General features: G+C 41.0%; 14 protein-coding genes. 7 read left to right on the top strand and 7 right to left on the bottom strand.

Features of this window, described 5'->3' with window-relative positions:
• Window positions 1-20: 20 nt before the first annotated feature.
• On the bottom strand, window positions 21-899 hold the full coding sequence (gene gluQRS, locus DRZ93_RS10365) for a tRNA glutamyl-Q(34) synthetase GluQRS (RefSeq protein WP_113746545.1): 879 nt from the start codon (window positions 897-899) through the stop codon (window positions 21-23).
• Window positions 900-948: 49 nt separating this feature from the next.
• Window positions 949-1398: an RNA polymerase-binding protein DksA gene (dksA, locus tag DRZ93_RS10360; protein ID WP_113743704.1), complete on the bottom strand. Its 450-nt coding sequence runs from the start codon at window positions 1396-1398 to the stop codon at window positions 949-951.
• Window positions 1399-1815: 417 nt separating this feature from the next.
• Here dksA and mrcB point away from each other — a divergent pair, with 417 nt between their 5' ends.
• The 7 genes from mrcB to DRZ93_RS10330 all read left to right on the top strand — a co-directional run bounded on the left by mrcB (window position 1816) and on the right by DRZ93_RS10330 (window position 9008).
• Entirely contained in the window at window positions 1816-4353 is a 2538-nt protein-coding gene (gene mrcB, locus DRZ93_RS10355; RefSeq protein WP_113743705.1) for a penicillin-binding protein 1B, read from the top strand.
• 9 nt (window positions 4354-4362) lie between these two features.
• The gene (locus DRZ93_RS10350; protein WP_113743706.1) at window positions 4363-4575 is read left to right on the top strand and encodes an acyl carrier protein; all 213 of its coding nucleotides are present in this window, start codon (window positions 4363-4365) and stop codon (window positions 4573-4575) included.
• 21 nt (window positions 4576-4596) lie between these two features.
• Window positions 4597-6162 carry an AMP-binding protein gene (locus tag DRZ93_RS10345; RefSeq protein ID WP_172458192.1) on the top strand — a complete coding sequence of 522 codons (1566 nt, stop codon included), beginning with the start codon at window positions 4597-4599 and terminating at the stop codon, window positions 6160-6162.
• A 9-nt stretch (window positions 6163-6171) separates the two neighbouring features.
• Window positions 6172-6312 (top strand): hypothetical protein, encoded by a 141-nt coding sequence (locus DRZ93_RS13595; protein ID WP_172458190.1) that lies wholly within the window; start codon window positions 6172-6174, stop codon window positions 6310-6312.
• Window positions 6313-6582: 270 nt separating this feature from the next.
• Entirely contained in the window at window positions 6583-7431 is an 849-nt protein-coding gene (locus tag DRZ93_RS10340; RefSeq protein WP_113746543.1) for an AMP-binding protein, read from the top strand.
• The gene (locus DRZ93_RS13890) at window positions 7362-8147 is read left to right on the top strand and encodes an AMP-binding protein (protein ID WP_342767051.1); all 786 of its coding nucleotides are present in this window, start codon (window positions 7362-7364) and stop codon (window positions 8145-8147) included. Before DRZ93_RS10340 ends, DRZ93_RS13890 begins: the two co-directional genes overlap by 70 nt.
• Before the next feature lie 9 nt (window positions 8148-8156).
• Window positions 8157-9008 (top strand): AAC(3) family N-acetyltransferase, encoded by an 852-nt coding sequence (locus DRZ93_RS10330; RefSeq protein ID WP_113743708.1) that lies wholly within the window; start codon window positions 8157-8159, stop codon window positions 9006-9008.
• Between the two features lie 43 nt (window positions 9009-9051).
• Here DRZ93_RS10330 and DRZ93_RS10325 read toward each other — a convergent pair whose 3' ends face one another.
• The 5 genes from DRZ93_RS10325 to DRZ93_RS10305 form a co-directional block, all read right to left on the bottom strand.
• On the bottom strand, window positions 9052-10419 hold the full coding sequence (locus DRZ93_RS10325; RefSeq protein ID WP_113746541.1) for a DUF4910 domain-containing protein: 1368 nt from the start codon (window positions 10417-10419) through the stop codon (window positions 9052-9054).
• Between the two features lie 229 nt (window positions 10420-10648).
• Window positions 10649-12067, bottom strand: coding sequence for a sodium-dependent transporter (locus tag DRZ93_RS10320; RefSeq protein WP_113746540.1), 1419 nt, complete (start codon window positions 12065-12067; stop codon window positions 10649-10651).
• Between the two features lie 109 nt (window positions 12068-12176).
• On the bottom strand, window positions 12177-13031 hold the full coding sequence (locus tag DRZ93_RS10315; RefSeq protein WP_113746539.1) for a methionyl-tRNA formyltransferase: 855 nt from the start codon (window positions 13029-13031) through the stop codon (window positions 12177-12179).
• 18 nt (window positions 13032-13049) lie between these two features.
• The gene (locus DRZ93_RS10310; RefSeq protein ID WP_113743712.1) at window positions 13050-13364 is read right to left on the bottom strand and encodes an EscU/YscU/HrcU family type III secretion system export apparatus switch protein; all 315 of its coding nucleotides are present in this window, start codon (window positions 13362-13364) and stop codon (window positions 13050-13052) included.
• 9 nt (window positions 13365-13373) lie between these two features.
• Entirely contained in the window at window positions 13374-18530 is a 5157-nt protein-coding gene (locus tag DRZ93_RS10305; protein WP_113746538.1) for a hypothetical protein, read from the bottom strand.
• Window positions 18531-18640 lie beyond the last annotated feature (110 nt).

Genomic DNA, 18640 nt, shown 5'->3' with positions numbered 1-18640 from the left:
AAATTAATATTTTTTGTAAACTAGCATAATTGTATATCATCAATAACAATATTGTCAGATGGTATAGCGCTGATATCTAAATTTTCAAGGGCAAGATGCAAAATATCAGCACAGATCATAGTTTCATCTATATAGTCTGTTCTCTGACCTAAAGCTAAAAGCGCTGTTTTAATAGCAAGCTGTGGACTCATAATGCTTAGAATATCGGCCGCATGATTCTGCTTTGAAAGTTTAAGTCCGTCAGCTCCAACAGCAAGAGGCAGGTGCATATAGCCAGGGGCATCACAGCCAAAGGCTTTATACAGCGCATTTTGTACAGGAGTTACATCTATAAGATCAGAGCCTCTTACAATATGACTTACATTCTGTCTTATATCATCAACAACACAGGCAAGATTGTAGGAGATAATGCCATCAGCTCTTATAAGGGTAATAAAATTATCCTCAGGATCCCTGACACAGACTTTGCCTTTAATATCATCATAAAATGAGCTGTTAATAAGATCCTTATGATAAAAACGCAATGAGTGATGATTGCTGCCGCTCAGATGCTTTTTATAGCAGGTGCAGGGTCTTTGTTTAAGATCAGATCGGCTGCAACTGCAGTAAAAGGCATAACCTTTGTGCAAAAGCTCTGCGCATTTATCATGGTAAATCTTAGTATCTTTACTTTGAATTAAAATCTCTTTATCAGAGTGCAGCGCAAGTTTATCTAAAGCATCTAGTATGGCTGCTGTGTTTTCACTTTTGCAGCGTGGAGTGTCTAAATCCTCAATGCGTATAAGATAGCAGCCCCTGTTGTGTCTGCTTATAAGATAGGAGCCGACAGCTGCAATTACAGAGCCAAGATGAAGATGTCCTGACGGAGTTGGAGCAAACCTTCCTACGTAGGCTGTCATATATAACCTGCCTTAGAATCAAGGCAGGCACTGTGATGATAAAGGCATATTAGCCTTCGAGCTGTTTTTCTTTAATTTCTGCAAGAGCCTTGCAGTCAACACACAGATCGGCTGTAGGTCTGGCCTCAAGACGCTTGATGCCAATTTCAATACCACACTGATCGCAGTAACCAAACTCGTCGTTCTCAAGCTTGCTTAGAGTTTTCTCAATCTTCTTGATAAGCTTTCTTTCTCTGTCTCTGGCTCTTAACTCCAGGGCAAACTCCTCTTCCTGAGAAGCTCTGTCTACAGGATCAGGGAAGTTGGCAGCCTCACTTTTCATGTGGCCTACTGTTCGGTCAACCTCTGATCTTAACTGATCTCTCCAGGCTGTAAGGATTTTTCTAAAGTGAGCTTTCTGTTCTTCATTCATATACTCCTCACCAGGTTTTTCCTGATAAGGCTGAACTCCGGCAATAGCAAGAGGTCCCATTGATTCGATATTTACATTTTCTGACATACTTATGTTCCTTATATAGCCTCAGGGCCTGAACAATATTATTGTTATTATTACATCCTGTCAAAATCTATGTTCTAGTGCAGGATGCTTGCAATCCAGACTTTAAAGACTGTGCACTGTGCAAAGACCTTATATAAAAAAAGATTTTTATATATAAACACAAAGATCTTTTAAAACCAAGATTTTTAAGGTCTGCATTATCTACTATTGTGATACATCATACAATAAAGACCATGTTAATTTTTCATAAAATTAGACATCAGTCCTAAGCTTTGTGCAATTTGTATCAAAAGAAATCATTTTTTTAAAAAGTTTCTTTGCAGTTATAAATCATAAAAGACAGTTTCTATCATGTATAATGACTTTTTAAATTTTTATTAATTAAACGCGACGATTTGAACCTGACATTCATCAAAAATGCAAAACTCAAATGATAAAGATCCTGTAAATATCAATGAAAATGCCTCTGAAGAAAAAGACAATGAGCAAAGTCAGATACCAGAGGGTTTTTCTATTAAAGATTTTGAAAGCACCAAGGTCAAAGCTGCAACTCAAGATACAGGCACAAACAGTGATGATAACGCTCAGAGTAAGAAAAGAAGCTCTGGTGGCTTTTCGCGCAAATTTACGCTTTTATCCATAAAACTTACCATTGCAGCCATCAGTGTTCTGGCTATTATTTTTATCTATATATCAGTAGTAGTGCGCGAGGGTTTTGATGTTGATGACAAGTGGGTGCTGCCTGCTGTGGTCTATTCACGTCCTCTTGAGCTCTATCCAGATCAGAGACTGTCACTAGAGCAGATGGTCTATGAGCTAAAGCTTTTAAAATACAGGCAGACGCCAAATCCGTCACGTCCTGGCGAATATGCTGTCAACTTTAAAACTGACAAGATTGTGCTTATAAAAAGACCTTTTACCTTCCCTGAAGGTGAAGAGGGCCGCATTTCTCTTTTGATTGATTTTGATGAAAACCGTGTGCAGAAAATCACCAATGCTGATACTAAAGAGGAGCTTGGCTACGTGCGCATGGATCCTGTACTGCTTGACAGAATCAATCGTATCGATCCAAAAGAGGACAGAATTTTTATTACTCTAGACGAAGTACCTAAGCCTCTTATTACCACACTTTTGGAAATTGAGGACAGATCGTACTACTCCCATCTTGGTGTCAACTTCTTTGCCATTGCCCGTGCATTTGTAAAAAATATGATAGCAGGACGTGTGGTAGAGGGTGGCAGTACCATTACACAGCAGCTGGTAAAAAACTACTTTTTAAGTTCAGAGCGTAGCTATGTAAGAAAGATCAAAGAAATATTTATGGCCATGGTTATGGATCATAGATACACCAAGGAGCAGATTTTAGAGGCCTATATGAATGAGATTTATTTAGGTCAGAATGGTGCTGCCGGTATCTATGGCTTTGGTCTTGCCTCATATTTTTATTTTGGCGTGCCTGTCTCTGAGTTAAGTCAGGATCAAATGGCTCTTTTAGTAGGTCTTATCAAAGGCCCTTCCTATTATGATCCATGGCGTCGACCTGATAATGCCCTTGAGCGTCGCAATACTGTGCTTGCAGTGCTGCGCAACCGCGGCTATCTGACTGATGCTCAGTTTGAACAGTATAGCGCCAGACCTCTTGGCATTATTGAAAGAGGCTCTATGAACTACAGCAGAACACCTGCCTTTATGGGTGTTTTAAAGCATGAGATCAAAACCAGAATTGAGCCTGACAATCCAAACTTTCTCTCAGGCAACGGCATCAAGATCTTTACAAGTCTTGACCCGCAGGCTCAGCTTGCAGCTGAAAATGCTGTAACCAAGGAGCTTGCCGCCATTGAAAAGCAGCGCGGTATTTCAGGTCTTGAGGCTGCTATGGTGGTCTCATCCTGGAGAACTGCTGAAATATCAGCTGTGGTTGGCAGCAGAACGCCAAAATATGATGGCTTTAACCGTGTGATTGAGGGCAGACGTCAGATAGGCTCTTTAGTAAAACCATTTGTCTACCTTACAGCCTTCTCGCGTGGCTATCATTTAGGCTCTATTGTGCAGGATACACCTCTTACCGTTAAACTGCAGGATGGCAAGTTATGGTCGCCTAAAAATGATGACAAGAAATTTCGCGGACCTATACGTGTGCTTACAGGTATGGCCCGCTCCCTTAACGTTCCTACTGTAAGACTTGGTATGAGCGCAGGTCTTAAGAACGTTATAGATACACTAGAGCGTGTGGGTTTAAAACAGCATGTGCCTCTGTATCCTTCAATACTTCTTGGTACCACAGAACTTACACCTCTTGAGCTTAACTCCATTTATGCAAGTATGGCTACAGATGGTGTCTATCAGGATCTGACCACCTTGCGTACCGTTATCAAAGACGGTGAGATTGTCTATGAAAGAAAAGACAACAGACATGAAAAGACCCTTGATCCGCGTGATACCTATCTGACCTTATACGGTATGACCGAGGCTACAAGAGCCGGAACAGGTAGACGCCTTGGACAGATGTTCCCTGGGGTCAATATCGGCTCTAAAACAGGAACTACCAACAATCACCGCGATACCTGGTCAACAGGTATTGATTCAGATGAGATTGTTACCACCTGGGTGGGCTTTGACAACAACCGCTCTACAGGACTTTACGGATCATCTGGTGCTCTTATGGTTTATGCTCAGTATCTAAAGGAGCGTGGTGTCAACTCACTTGAACTGCGTCGTCCTGAGGGTATTAAATTTGTAAACTTTGCAAGCAATGGCCAGGTTTTAGCTGACGGCTGCCATGAAGAGGGTATGCGTCTGCTGCCAGCCCGTGAGGATATGATAGTAAATGTCAGACCTTGCTCTTTCGGTGTCTATGAAACAGCTCCGGCATTGCCACCGGTGCAGCCTTCAGCACCTGAGAAAAAGGACAATGAGGATCTCAATGTGCTTGAGCGCTTTTTACTTAATTTTTAGGATGTAGTTATGGATATATATGCAAAGATTGCAGCTATCTTTGATGAGGATAGCCTTGATGACAGCACTGTACTCTTTACTCTGCCACAGTGGAACTCCATAAACTTTTTTGCGCTTTTGACGTTACTAAAAGAGGAGTATGGCAGAGAGCTTCCTATCAAGGAAGTGATTGAATGTGCCACTTTAGGTGATCTTCTTTCGCTGTGCACTAAAGAGAGTTAATAGTTATAGAGGGAAATGGCTGTGACCTTACATGTAAAGGACAGGTTTTTAGACAGTATAGAAAAGTTTGCTGACAAAGAAGCTCTTGACTGCCATGATGGTATTTTAAGTTATAAAGAGCTTGGCAGCAGAGCCTTGAATCTTGTCAGATGTTTTGATGAGGATAAGGTTAGCAAAGTAGGCATCTTTGGTGACAGAGATGTGCTCTCCTATGTAACTTTGTTTGCATCTGTTATCTCGCTTAGAACCTTTGTGCCTTTAAATCAGCGTTTTCCTGTTAAAAAGCTCATTTATATTATAGAAAAATCAGATCTTGATACTATTTACGTATCAAAAAACTGTCTGAATCTTATTGTAAAGATTCTTCCTGAAGTTAAAAGAAAGCTTAAAGTCTATGTGGCTGACACTGATGCAGCCTCTAGAGTACAGGGAACAGGGGCAGATATCAGAGTTCTTGATATTAAGGGAACAGACAGCGCTGCTGATGCAAAGCTTATGGATGCCCTGCGCAAAGTGCAGCCTGCTTTGTCTCATCCTTTATATATTATTTTTACCTCAGGTACCACAGGCGATCCAAAGGGTGTTGAGGTCAGCTTTGATAATATGGCAGCCTTTTTAGATGCAGTAAGTGCGCTGTTTAATTATAGCAGTGAGGATAGAATAGCTCAGGTTTCAGATATTACCTTTGATTTGTCACAGGGTGAGATTTTCTGTGCATTCAGTCATGGTGCTGCACTTGTTGTAGTGTATCCGCAATATCTTTTTGCCTTTGCCTCCTTCCTTGATAAAAAACAGATAAGCTGTGTCACCTTAGTGCCATCTGCTGCACTGCTTTTAAATAAGATGGGGCTTTTGGAAGAGGGCGGACTTAAATCTTTAAGACTGTGTAACTTTTTAGGCGAGGCTTTGCCATACAGTGCCTGTGCGGCTCTGTCCAAGAGTGCAATTAACGCTGATTTTTATAATACCTATGGTCCAACCGAGGCTACAGTTGCTATAAGTTATTTTAAAGTGGATGATTTTAAGCAATCTGGCAATGTTCCTATAGGTTTTATGTATGACAGATCGGTGGCCATACTGCGCGCAGCTGACGGTACAATAGCTAAGGATGAGGGTGAGATCTGCTTAGGTGGTCCTCAGATCTGCAATGGCTATTATAAAAATGAGGCTAAAAACGCATCAGCCTTTTTTATGCATGATGGCATGCGTTTTTACAGGACAGGCGATCTTGGCTGTTATGACATGGTTGATGACAGGAGAGTTCTTGTCTATAAAGGCCGTATTGATGATGAGGTTAAGGTTCAGGGTTTTAGAGTTTCACTGCTTGAGATTGATGAGGCCTTTGTTTCAGCCTTTAAAGTATCAGGTGCGGCCGTAGCCTTGTATGATAATCTTGGCAGTGCAAGTATTGCACTTGTGGTACATGGCAAAGATAACAGCATAGATAAAAAAGAGATTATAAATACGCTCAAAGAAATGCTGCCTTTTTATATGCTGCCATCTAAAATAATTTTCAAAGAGAGCATGCCATACAATGCCAATGGCAAGCTTGACAGAAAAGCTCTGTTTAATGAGCTTAGTTCTTAAGGAGATATTATGTTTGATCCTAAATCAGTTTTGCAAAATTCCTTTTCAAAAGATGATTTATTCAAAACTCTAGAGCGCCTTGGTGTTAAACAGGCAGATACTCTTTTAGTGCACAGTTCTTTATTTTTTTCTTTAAATTTTATCATCTGATAATATTGTTAAATAACTGTCATGAAGATAGTGCGCGTCTGCAGGTGGCCAGTAAGGATATGATAGTAATTTCAGACCTTGATAGCGGCACAGTTCTTTTTATTCTGATATTCTGACTCCGTGAATAGATAAATTTTTATTTACTTTTGTCGTTATTAATAGAGGAGTATGGCAGAGATCTTCTATAGAGGAAGTGTTTGAATGTGCAGTTTAAGTTAACTTCTGTCACTGCGCACTAAAGAGAGTTAAAAGTTATAGAGGGAAAAGGTAGTGACTTTACATGTAAAGGACAGGTTTTTAGAGTGTGTAGAGAAGTTTGCGGACAAAGAGGCTCTTGACTGTCATGATGGCATTTTAAGCTATAGGGATCTGGGTTTAAAGGCTTTAGAGTTTGTCTCTAATTTTGATTTAGATGCAACACAGAAGGTTGGAATATTAGGTGACAGGGATGTTCTATCCTATGTAACTTTGTTTGCATCTGTTATCTCGCTTAGAACCTTTGTGCCTTTAAATCAGCGTTTTCCTGTTAACAAGCTCATTTATATTATAGAAAAATCAGATCTTGATACTATTTATGTCTCAAAAAACTGTCTGAATCTTATTGTAAAGATTCTGCCTGAAGTTAAAAGAAAGCTTAAAGTCTATGTTACTGATGAGACCGCAGCACAGATACTGCATGGTTCAAATGCCGATATAAGAGTTATAGATTTTAATGCACATGATCTTGAGTATAAGTCTTATCAGCACGCACAGCTGCGTAAGGCACAGGCAGCTTTATACCATCCTTTATATATTATTTTTACCTCAGGTACCACAGGCGATCCAAAGGGTGTTGAGGTCAGCTTTGATAATATGACTGCTTATTTAGATGGCATAAGCGCAGTCTTTAATTACAGCAGTGAGGATAGAATTGCTCTTGTTTCAGATATTACCTTTGATTTGTCACAGGGTGAGATTTTCTGTGCATTCAGTCATGGTGCCGCACTTGTTGTAGTGTATCCGCAATATCTCTTTGCTTTTATCTCCTTCCTTGATAAAAAGCAGATAAGCTGTGTCACCTTAGTGCCATCTGCTGTGCTGCATTTAAAGAAAATGGGACTTTTAGATGGGGGGGGGTAAAGACTTTAAGGTTATGTAATTTTATTGGTGAGGCTTTGCCTTACAGTGTCTGTAAGGATATGGCTTACAGTGCTGTTAACAGTGTAATTTATAACTCATATGGACCTACTGAGGCCACAGTTGCCATAAGTTATTTTAAAGTTTGTGATTATAAACGTTCTGGCAATGTACCTATAGGTACTATCTATTCAGGATCAGTAGCCATACTGCGCGCAGCTGACGGTACAATAGCTAAGGATGAGGGTGAGATCTGCTTAGGTGGTCCTCAGATCTGCAATGGCTATTATAAAAACGAGGCTAAAAACGCATCAGCCTTTTTTATGCATGAGGGCATACGTTTTTACAGGACAGGCGATCTTGGCTGTTATGACATGGTTGATGACAGGAGAGTTCTTGTCTATAAAGGCCGTATTGATGATGAGGTTAAGGTTCAGGGTTTTAGAGTTTCACTGCTTGAGATTGATGAGGCCTTTGTTTCAGCCTTTAAAGTATCAGGTGCGGCCGTAGCCTTGTATGATAATCTTGGCAGTGCAAGTATTGCACTTGTGGTACATGGCAAAGATAACAGCATAGATAAAAAAGAGATTATAAATACGCTCAAAGAAATGCTGCCTTTTTATATGCTGCCATCTAAAATAATTTTCAAAGAGAGCATGCCATACAATGCCAATGGCAAGCTTGACAGAAAAGCTCTGTTTAATGAGCTTAGTTCTTAAGGAGATATTATGTTTGATCCTAAATCATTTTTGCAAAATTCCTTTTCAAAAGATGATTTATTCAAAACTCTAGAGCGCCTTGGTGTTAAACAGGCAGATACTCTTTTAGTACATAGCTCTTTATTTGCCTTAGGGCTGCCATCTGACAATATTGTCAATCTTGATGAATTTTACTATAAGGCCTTGCGTGAATATGTAGGGGAGCAGGGCACACTTATTTTCCCGGCTTTTACCTACAGTTATTGTAAAGGCCAGAGCTTTGATATTAAAAATACACAAAGCGCGGTAAGCTCACTTGCCAATTACTGTATACACAAGCATATAGGTTACAGAAGTGCTGATGCTCTTTTCTCCTACATAATTGATGGGCCAGATGCACCAAATCTTAAGTTTTCCAATGTCTGCTTTGACATAGAAGATGGCATTGCAGGCTATATGCTGGATAAAAACGCAAGAGTTTTGATGCTTGGTGTTGGTTTTGCCTGGCTTACAGCTTTTTACAGTGTGGATCAGAAATTAAAGGTGCCATATCGTTTCTTTAAGGAATTTAAAGGGACCACAGTTTATGATACACACGAGTGTGAGAGCAGTTTTTATTATTTCTGCAGAGCCCTGTGTGACAATACAGTAAACAATAACGATACTATAGATACTACCCTGGCACAGCATGGTGATAAAACCATGACAGTGACCCTGGGGCGTGGCAGTGTATCATCAGCACTGCTTAGTGATCTCTTCTTTATCTTTGAGTCATATGTAAAGCAGGATCCATGGTATTTTCTGCAGGGCCCTGCGACTGATACAGGTGATCTTAAAGATGCAGCTATAAACAAGATGCTTTATCCTTGCTATAAGCTCTAAAATATTTTATCTGTCTGCATAAAATCATGCAGACAGATGTCTTTTAAAGATCTTTAAACACACCTTTTGACTTTAGCAGTTTATAGTAGTCTATAACCTCCTTTAGACTCATGCCTGTCATTAAAGACAGATCCATAAGGGTAAAGGAGCCGTCGGCATAGTTTAAAAGTTTAAGTATATTATCAAGAGTAACTCTGTTGTCACTTACACCATCTTTTGAGCTTTGCAATATGAGCGGCGTATTGATAGTAGGGTAGAGATCTCTTTTGCCAAGCTGTGGCTCGCCATATGTGGTGGTCTGTACTTTGTGTACAGACAGATCATAGGTTTTTATAATGTCATATAGGACAGCTGCTGACTGCTCTATGCTCTCAAGAGAGAATAAATCAGGATTATCCAGGCTGGTATGATATTCATCATAGGTGGCATAGACAGTGCGTGAGGCCTGTACAAAAGGCAGATTGACCAAAGCCGAGCAGAACTGTCTTTCATCAGAGCCTGAGTTTGGGGTGAAATCTCTTAGTTTTATAGTACCAAAATCGCCACTTGAGGCTATATATCTTAAATACTTATCAATGGTGTAGTTATCTGCTGCATTATTATCAAGCTTTGAGCTTAACTGTTTTATAAGATCCTGACGAGAGAGCTTAAATGATAAAGGAGTATCCTCGCCTTTTTTGCTGGCAAGACAGGTTAAAACCATACCAAATTCAATATTGTCGGTAAACTTGTGCCCTTGAGTAGAGAGCAGTGATATAGAGCCTATGGTTTCTGGATTGATGATAAATTCGTAGCTGTAGTAGCGATCATTATCCTCTTTTAATTTATTGTAAAGATAGATAAGAGCCATAGGGCCGGAGAGCTCATTATTGAGCATATTGGGATGGCACAGATAGCTTGTAAGTACAATCTTTTTATTACTTGAGCCTGGTAAAAAGGCTCGGCCATAGGTCAGGGCACCATCGTATTTACGGCATTTTATATCAACATAGTAGTTATCTGCTGTTAAAGTCTGTCTTTGTCTGTGAGAAAGACAAAAGCCCCAGCGCTCTTTGTAGTAGGATGTGACATAGGGGATGGCATCTGGCAGATTGGGCAGGGTCCAGATATGATCTTTAAAGAGCTCCTCTGCGCTTACTCTGCCTTCAAAGCTTTCTGAGAAGTTAAGCACATGCATAATATTGTCTTTGCTGCTTATAAGCACATTGCCCTTGTCATCTTTAAGCTCGCCTGAGATAAGTTCCCACTCCTTGGGCACTGTCCAGTCAAAGACTTTAGTGCCACTTTTAACTTCATGTATCTCAAGAGGCATATACTCAGAGATGATGGCAAGTGAGTCTCTTATTCCTTTGCCTGTTATGGAGCGTGGGATATTATAGAGTCTGGTGCATAACTCATTAAAATCTGTCATAAACTTATCCTGCGGTTAAAGGCTTTATAAAACAATATATAAAACGGCACGGCGCCATATAAATTTAATTGCTTTTGCATAATACAATACAAAAAAGCTTTGTGATAGAGAGTATTGTCACTGATGCTGTATGGATAAATGCACAATATGATGTAGGCGCAAAGAGAGTTTAAAGCAGATTAGAGGCTGCAGGTGCAGGATATGTTCTTATATCCTGCACAAATAGAGTTTAAAGGAATGAGCCTTTAAAGCCGTAGACAAAGATTACAATAATTATAATAGGGGCAACGTAGCGTATATAGTTAAACCACAAAAGTGAGGTTTTGCTAAAGACACTTGCATTGTTGTTGATCTCTGAGAGTGCAATTTTTCTCATGACATAACCTACAAACAAGGTGGCACCTAATGAGGTTATAACAAAGAAGATATTGCCGCTTAACTTGTCAAAGGCATCAAAGATATTATTGCCAAGTATGCTTATATCAGCCCATGGGCCCATGGAGAGAATACATGGAATATTACCAAAGACAAAGATGGTGTCTAAGGTTATATTTATGGCCATATCATACTTTAATCTGAATTTTTCATACAGAACGGTAATGATAACCTGATAGATGGTTAATGATGTGGTTAAGGCTGCAATAATAAGCAGCAGGAAAAATACAATTGCAAAGAAATTGCCAAAATGCATATGGGCAAAGGCAATTGGCAGAGCCTTGAACACTAATGACGGACCAGATTCAGGATCAAGCCCTGCACTAAAGAGTGAAGGGAAGATCATAAAGCCTGCCAAAACTGCAATTACAGTATTGATAATACCGGTAATTACAGCAGTCTTGGTCAGATTTTCCTTTTCAGACAGATGGGATGAGAGGGTAATCATCACACCAAAACCTAATGACAGGGCAAAGAAGACCTGACCTAGCACATCCAAAAATAGCTTGGTGTTAAAGTAAAAACCCTCATCAGTAAAGGCTACAATCTTTGAAAAATCCGGGGTTAGATAGAACTTAACACCTTCCATGGCCCCATCTAGGGTCAGATTTCTTACAACCATAAGCATAAGGCAGATAAAAAGCAGAGGCATAAGATATTTAACTGCTCTTTCAATACCACTGATAATGCCTTTTCTTAAAATAAAATAATTGCAAAGAACAAAAAGAAATGTAGCAATAGAGATCTCATAAGGCGAGTTGTGAATGGCATCGATAAAGAATGATTCTGTAAGCTCTCTGTTTACAGGAGATGACAGATCAAGACCTCCTTCAATGCCTACAGCTCCCATGAAGATATGGCCTACATAGGATATAACCCAGCCACCTATGACCATATAATAGGCCAGAATACCAAAGGCTCCTATAAGACCGCTGTAGCCAAATATCTTCCAGAAAGGATGCGAGGTTGCATTCTGCACTATAAGTGTATAGGCATCTACACTGTTTTTCTTGGCGTGACGGCCAATAACATTTTCAACAAGAATAATTGGAATTCCAACTAGCATCATTACAATGATAAAAACGAGCACATATGCTCCGCCGCCGTTTTCACCAACAAGATATGGAAAGCGCCATGTTGCACCAAAGCCAATAGTTGCGCCTGCTACAGTTAAAATATAGGTAAGTCTGTTAGACCAGGTCTGTCGAGCCATGTATCTGCCCTTTTATATTACGCACAAAAATAGAGAATACATAATATATTAAAAGCCCCAAAACTGCCATATGTGCCGATATATATGCCTCATTTGAGCGCAGGGCAGGCTAGTTTTCTATAGCATAGTCGACTATGTGAATAAGGCCGGTTTTACATTTGACATAAAGAGAGCCTTCATGTTCAAAGACACGCCCAATCTCCTGATTCTCAATTTCAAGAGCGCTTTTTTCAATCTTGTGAATAATAATTTTCTGCCCTGAAGGTAAAAAGCAGTAGGCTCCTGGATATGGCGGGGCCAGTGCTCTTACAAAGTTTCTTATACAGCAGAAGGTCTGCAGAAAGTTTATATACCCCATATCGGGAGTACGCTTGCCATAATAGGTGGCAAGAGCATGGTTCTGCGGACGTGGCTTTACTCCTTTTTCAAGAAGATTCAATGACATAAGCAACAGCTCTGGGTAATGTGCATTCATCTTCATTAACAGAGTCTGCCCAGTGTCATCGGCACTGATAACAACACGTCTTTGTGTGATGATATCTCCGGCATCCACTGCACTTTCAATTATATGGCAGGTTACAGCTGTATATTTTTCACCATTGATTATGCTCCAGACATGTGGAGTACGGCCTCTGTAGCGTGGCAGTGGTCCGCCGTGCAGATTAAGAGCCCTGTAGAATAATGAAAAGGCCTCAGCAGGAATTATATTGCGGTAATTGACACTGACAAGATATTCATCAGAGCATCTTTGTTCATCTTTGATAAAGGATGCAAGCAGTTCTTTATCTTTTCTAAGATCAGATGTTGAATACTTAATATTATGCTCAATAGCATAATGTTTGACACCAGAGGGTGAATCATCCTCATGGGTCAGAATAAAGCGCACTTTATAGCCTGCCTCTTCTAGCGCATTAAGGCAGTTGATGGCAAGTGGACCAAAGCCGCAGAATACAATATCTCTCATAAAGACTCTATATGTATCCTAGGCTTTGACATTGATGGCAACAGTACCATCTGCTCTTTTCCATTTTTCTGGAGTTCTGCCCTGTAGTACATAGCTAAAGGCCAGGATGGTGGCAATAATATTGTAAAGATCGGCCGGAACTTCCTCGCCCTCATCAAGCTTTTTAAGCTCATTGAGCAAAACTTCATCCTTGTGTACATAAATGCCAAGATCTTTTGCCATATCTACAATGGCCTGGGCTCTGTCTGCAACGCCCTTAGCACTTAAGGTTGGGGCCTTGCCCTGCTTTTCATCATAGCTGATACCTACAGCTTCAAGTTGTTTTTCTTCCATAGCTATCTCCTAGATATCAACTGATACTGTGCTGCCGTCATTGCGCGGTGCCTGTGGATTTTTGGCAATTGTGCTTTCCTTGAGGCTGACGCGGCCAAGACGCATGCTGCTGGTTCTTGCTGTAATACCAATACACTGCAGGTTGTAGTTAAGATCAGGCATTAACTCCTGTACCTTCTGCATGGCATGCAGATTTTCTGTCACAAAGGACAGTTTAATCTCAGGCAGTTTTGCCACTGCCTTGATTTCAATAGGACCAAGATCCTTAAGATCAAAGGCAAAGTTCAAATGCCAGGTATTCTCGCCATCCTCATCCTTTTCCTTCTTTAAGGTAAAGCCGCCTTCACGGCCACCGTCATAGTTAGGTGGAAGAGGTATATAACGGTTAAGCAGAGGATTTATATTGTTGTTATTGCTGTTCTGTTGCTGCAGTCTTTCAATCTGACCAAAGGTCTCCTCAAGCATAGAGATGGAAGGTCCCTCAAGAACCTTATCTTTCTTTATGGCAGGAAGAGACTGCATTAAAGAGGCAATATCCTGAGATGACATACTCTTTTTAAGGAATTTATGTACATCTTTACCCAGCTGCTGATAGCGAAGACATAAAATATAAAATGCCCACTGATGCATAGCCAGAGCCTGCGAGGAGTTAGGGGATATTGGTCCTGTAACAAAATTCAGCCAGTTTTTAACACTTATCAGATCATCTACAGGATTGTTAAGGGCATTTAATAATTTCTGGGCCTCTTCTTTAAATTCAGGTGGCAGATTTGGATTGCCACTCTGCAGTCTTAAGGTATACATCATCTGATCAAGTGGATTGGCCTTTAGAACATACTGACCATCCTTGCCAGTTACTGTTGGAGTGGAAATACTGTTGTCTGTCTTGATCTCTGCGGTATTATCCTTAATCTCATCAGCTCTGCCACTCTTGAATCTGGCCATGATACGCTTAAAGAAGCCACCTTCTTTTACAGGCTGCATAGAATCAATATGAGTCTGCTCAGGTATTGGGTTGCTGTTGCCTGTTGTTACAACAGAAGCTCCTGGCGGTGTAACCAGATTATTTAAAACAGCCTCTTTGCGTCCTGAAATATTAAGTTTGTCATCTATCTCTGCATTTTCAATAGAAGGGCTCTTGGCTGTAATATCAGCAATGATGTCCTTCTCTGACTTTATAGCCTGCAGTGTGACATTGTGTTCATCATTAAAGTCATCAGAAGGTACGGTCTGAGACAGGACCTTGCTTATGATGTCACTTGGCTTGCTTACAGATTCAGAGCCATCATCTGTACTTTGAGCTGTGCCACTCTGTCCTTTGTTTGGCTGTGACTCAAACAGATCTAAATCAGTAGCCTCAGGTTTTACATACTGATAGAGCTTGGAAATATTGTCAGCATCAGCGCCTTGTGCATTTTCAAGATCTGTAATTAAAGTACTGTTTAATGCCTGGGCATTAGGCATGGCAGTTGAGATATTGTCATAGTCAATATCTCTGTCTACAAAATCATTATTTATAGCAAATTTGCCATTGAGATCGTCTGCATCAAGCTCATCTGCATTCTGGATTGGTGTGCTGATCTGAGGTTTTACCTCTTCAGCTTCAACCTCGGTAGGTTCTTCTGAAGTCTGCACAGGGGCCGTATTCTGAGGTTTAATCTCTTCAGCATCAGTCTCAACAGTATCATCTGTTGCCTGAACTGGAACCTTGTTCTGAGGTTTTACTTCTTCAGCTTCAACCTCGGCAGGCTCATCAGCAGTCTGTACTGGTACTTTATTCTGAGGTTTAATCTCTTCAGCATCAGTCTCAACAGTATCATCGGTTGCCTGAACAGGAACTTTGTTCTGTGGTTTTACTTCCTCAGCTTCAACCTCGGCAGGCTCCTCTGTAGTCTGCACTGGTACTTTATTCTGAGGTTTAATCTCTTCAGCATCAGTCTCAACAGTATCATCGGTTGCCTGAACTGGAACCTTGTTCTGAGGTTTTACTTCTTCAGCTTCAACTTCAGCTGGTTCCTCTGTAGTCTGCACTGGTACTTTATTCTGAGGTTTAATCTCTTCAGCATCAGTCTCAACAGTATCATCGGTTGCCTGAACAGGAACTTTGTTCTGTGGTTTTACTTCCTCAGCTTCAACCTCGGCAGGTTCTTCTGAAGTCTGCACAGGGGCCGTATTCTGAGGTTTAATCTCTTCAGCATCAGTCTCAACAGTATCATCTGTTGCCTGAACTGGAACCTTGTTCTGAGGTTTTACTTCTTCAGCTTCAACATCAGCAGGCTCATCAGCAGTCTGTACTGGTACTTTATTCTGAGGTTTAATCTCTTCAGCATCAGTCTCAACAGTATCATCGGTTGCCTGAACTGGAACCTTGTTCTGAGGTTTTACTTCTTCAGCTTCAACATCAGCAGACTCATCAGCAGTCTGTACTGGTACTTTATTCTGAGGTTTAATCTCTTCAGCATCAGTCTCAACAGTATCATCTGTTGCCTGAACTGGAACCTTGTTCTGAGGTTTTACTTCTTCAGCTTCAACATCAGCAGACTCATCAGCAGTCTGTACTGGTACTTTATTCTGAGGTTTAATCTCTTCAGCATCAGTCTCAACAGTATCATCGGTTGCCTGAACAGGAACTTTGTTCTGTGGTTTTACTTCCTCAGCTTCAACCTCGGCAGATTCCTCTGTAGTCTGCACTGGTACTTTATTCTGAGGTTTAATCTCTTCAGCATCAGTCTCAACAGTATCATCTGTTGCCTGAACTGGAACCTTGTTCTGAGGTTTTACTTCTTCAGCTTCAACATCAGCAGGCTCATCAGCAGTCTGTACTGGTACTTTATTCTGAGGTTTAATCTCTTCAGCATCAGTCTCAACAGTATCATCTGTTGCCTGAACAGGAACTTTGTTCTGTGGTTTTACTTCCTCAGCTTCAACCTCGGCAGGCTCCTCTGTAGTCTGCACTGGTACTTTATTCTGAGGTTTAATCTCTTCAGCATCAGTCTCAGCAGTATCATCTGTTGCCTGAACAGGAACTTTGTTCTGCGGTTTTACTTCCAGAGTCTGATCCTCGTAAATCTCATCTGTAGGTTGTGGAGCAGGTTTTGTTGTATTAACATTCTGCTCTGGCTCTAAAGCCTCTTCATTATGTACTGGTGTAGAGGCTGTATTTACACCACTGTAGAGTTTCTGCTCAAGAATTGAGCTGGTATTTTGACTTGTTGTAAAGTTATATCTGCCATAGTCTGCGGTGCTTTGCAGGCTGACAGAGGCATTCTGTTTGGCCTCAAGTGCTTTACTCTGTATATCGTGCAGGGCTTTGGCCTGCTCTTTTGAAATCTCCTCTGCCTGCTTTTTTGCCTCATCAATAGCTGCAGAATTTTCAATAAGACCTTTTTCCAGGCTTGTAAGTTTGCTCTCCTGATTCTGAGCCTTGTTTTTAAGCTCTTCAGCTGTGGCTTTAATATCATCAAGTTTTTCACTGAGATTTGAGGTTTTCATCTCAATGGTTTTGACAATATCATCAGCCAGCTGCTTTTTAAGCTGAGCTGTAATTTCATCAACTAAAGATTTAGGAGACAGTGGCTCCTGTTTTGTAGGCTCAACAGTACTCTGCGGCTCAACTGGACCTTTTACTGCAGGAGTTTCAAGACTTGGAGTCTGAATGGCAATGGTTTCGCCAGGAGCCATATTGATAGCTCCGTACAGATTGTTCTGAGCTGCTGTATAGGAAATCTTGACGCCCTTATCAAGCATGGTTCCCTGCTGCATCAGTGTCTTTTCAGCTACAGCTTTTGCCTGTTCAGATGGAGTGCTGACATGAGCCTCATCTGCTGTAACTGCAGGTTTTTGCGCACTGACGGTATTTTTTATGTCAGTTGCCATGTCATCGGCGACATTAGGGGCTTTAGCTGAAGTATCGACTATGGCACGCTGTAAAGCCAGATCTCTTGCAGTCTGCAGTTTTTCAGCAGGGCCAGGTTCACTCAGGGTTTTTGATAAAACCTCTTTTGCTGTAGTGTTTACTGTAAAGCTTTCAGGCGGAGTTGCAGGATTTGGAAGTTTACCTTCCTGCACCAGGCGCATGCGCTCCTGTCTGAACTGCTTTTGCAGGCGGGCAGCGCGGGCTGAAAGTTCAGAGAGTGACAGCTCTCTGGCGCTTACATTTTCATCAATAGGAGCGTCTGACTGTATAGGACGGTTGAAGGTGCGCTCCTGGGCACGAACCTGTTCTGTAGGTACAGGTGTGCTTTCAGCATTTTTTCTTGAATTTGGAATCAGATTGCCACGTCTTGCAGTCTGTGCTGCCTTGGCAATCAATGAGTGAATACGTGATGAAATCTCCTCAGAGACTTTGTCATCATAAGGGGCATTGTCAGTGCGATCACGATTCTGCTTGAAAATATCAAGATAGGTTGAATCATCAGGAAATTCATCAAGTGCCTTTCTCAGATAGCGTGTCATGGTCTGCGGTGTGGTGGCACCTGGCTTTTCCTGCACATATTCATTTTTAGGCAGGCGGGCTATGACATCTTTCTGATTGCTTTCAATAAAGGCAATAGACTGTTCAAGTGATTTGCTGACGGCACTTGCCGAGCGAGAGTTTAATCTGTCCTGCGGTATAAAGATCTGTCTCATGGCCAGATCGCGTTCAAGTCCTGCACCAATTGTCTGAGGATCGGTAAGGTTTACAAGACATTCACAGACAAATTTGGACAGAGAGCGGCCTACACCTGTACCTTCTTTGAGAGCCTGAGGCATAGAGTTTAAGCTCTGCTCAAGACTTTTTTGGGCATCACGTGCTCTTACCAGGCGTTTTGATGTAGACAGATTCTGAGCTACCTTCTCCTGCAGTGCACTGTCTCTTGAGATAACCTGTAAAGACAGTTTGTTGAATGTAGACATTGACTCGCGCGTAGAGTCAACAGGCACATCCTCAATTTTATCAGGTGCATTTAGGTATATGCTCAGATTATTTTTTAAAGTATTAAGCCCTTTGTTCAAAGACTCTGGCAGATTGTCCTGCGAAGTCTGCAGTGCCTTAATATATGATGCTGTAGCATGAATATTAATAGTGGGGCTTTTGACTACTTTTTCACTTTTTGCTTTACCAGAGACAGCGTTTTTTTGCATTTCGCTGGCTGCCTTTCTGGCGTTAATATCGATCTGATCCATAATATTTGTCTTTTGTTATACGCGCTGACAAAAAAACTCTATAATATAATAGCAAAATTATTAAGTTGCTTTAGGATAAATCTTGCAATTTTCTGATAATAAGAGCGAAT

The organism is Anaerobiospirillum thomasii, from assembly GCF_900445255.1.
Lineage (GTDB): Bacteria > Pseudomonadota > Gammaproteobacteria > Enterobacterales > Succinivibrionaceae > Anaerobiospirillum_A > Anaerobiospirillum_A thomasii.
Note: the sequence above shows the minus strand (reverse complement) of the source record. Positions and strands in the feature narration are given on the sequence as shown.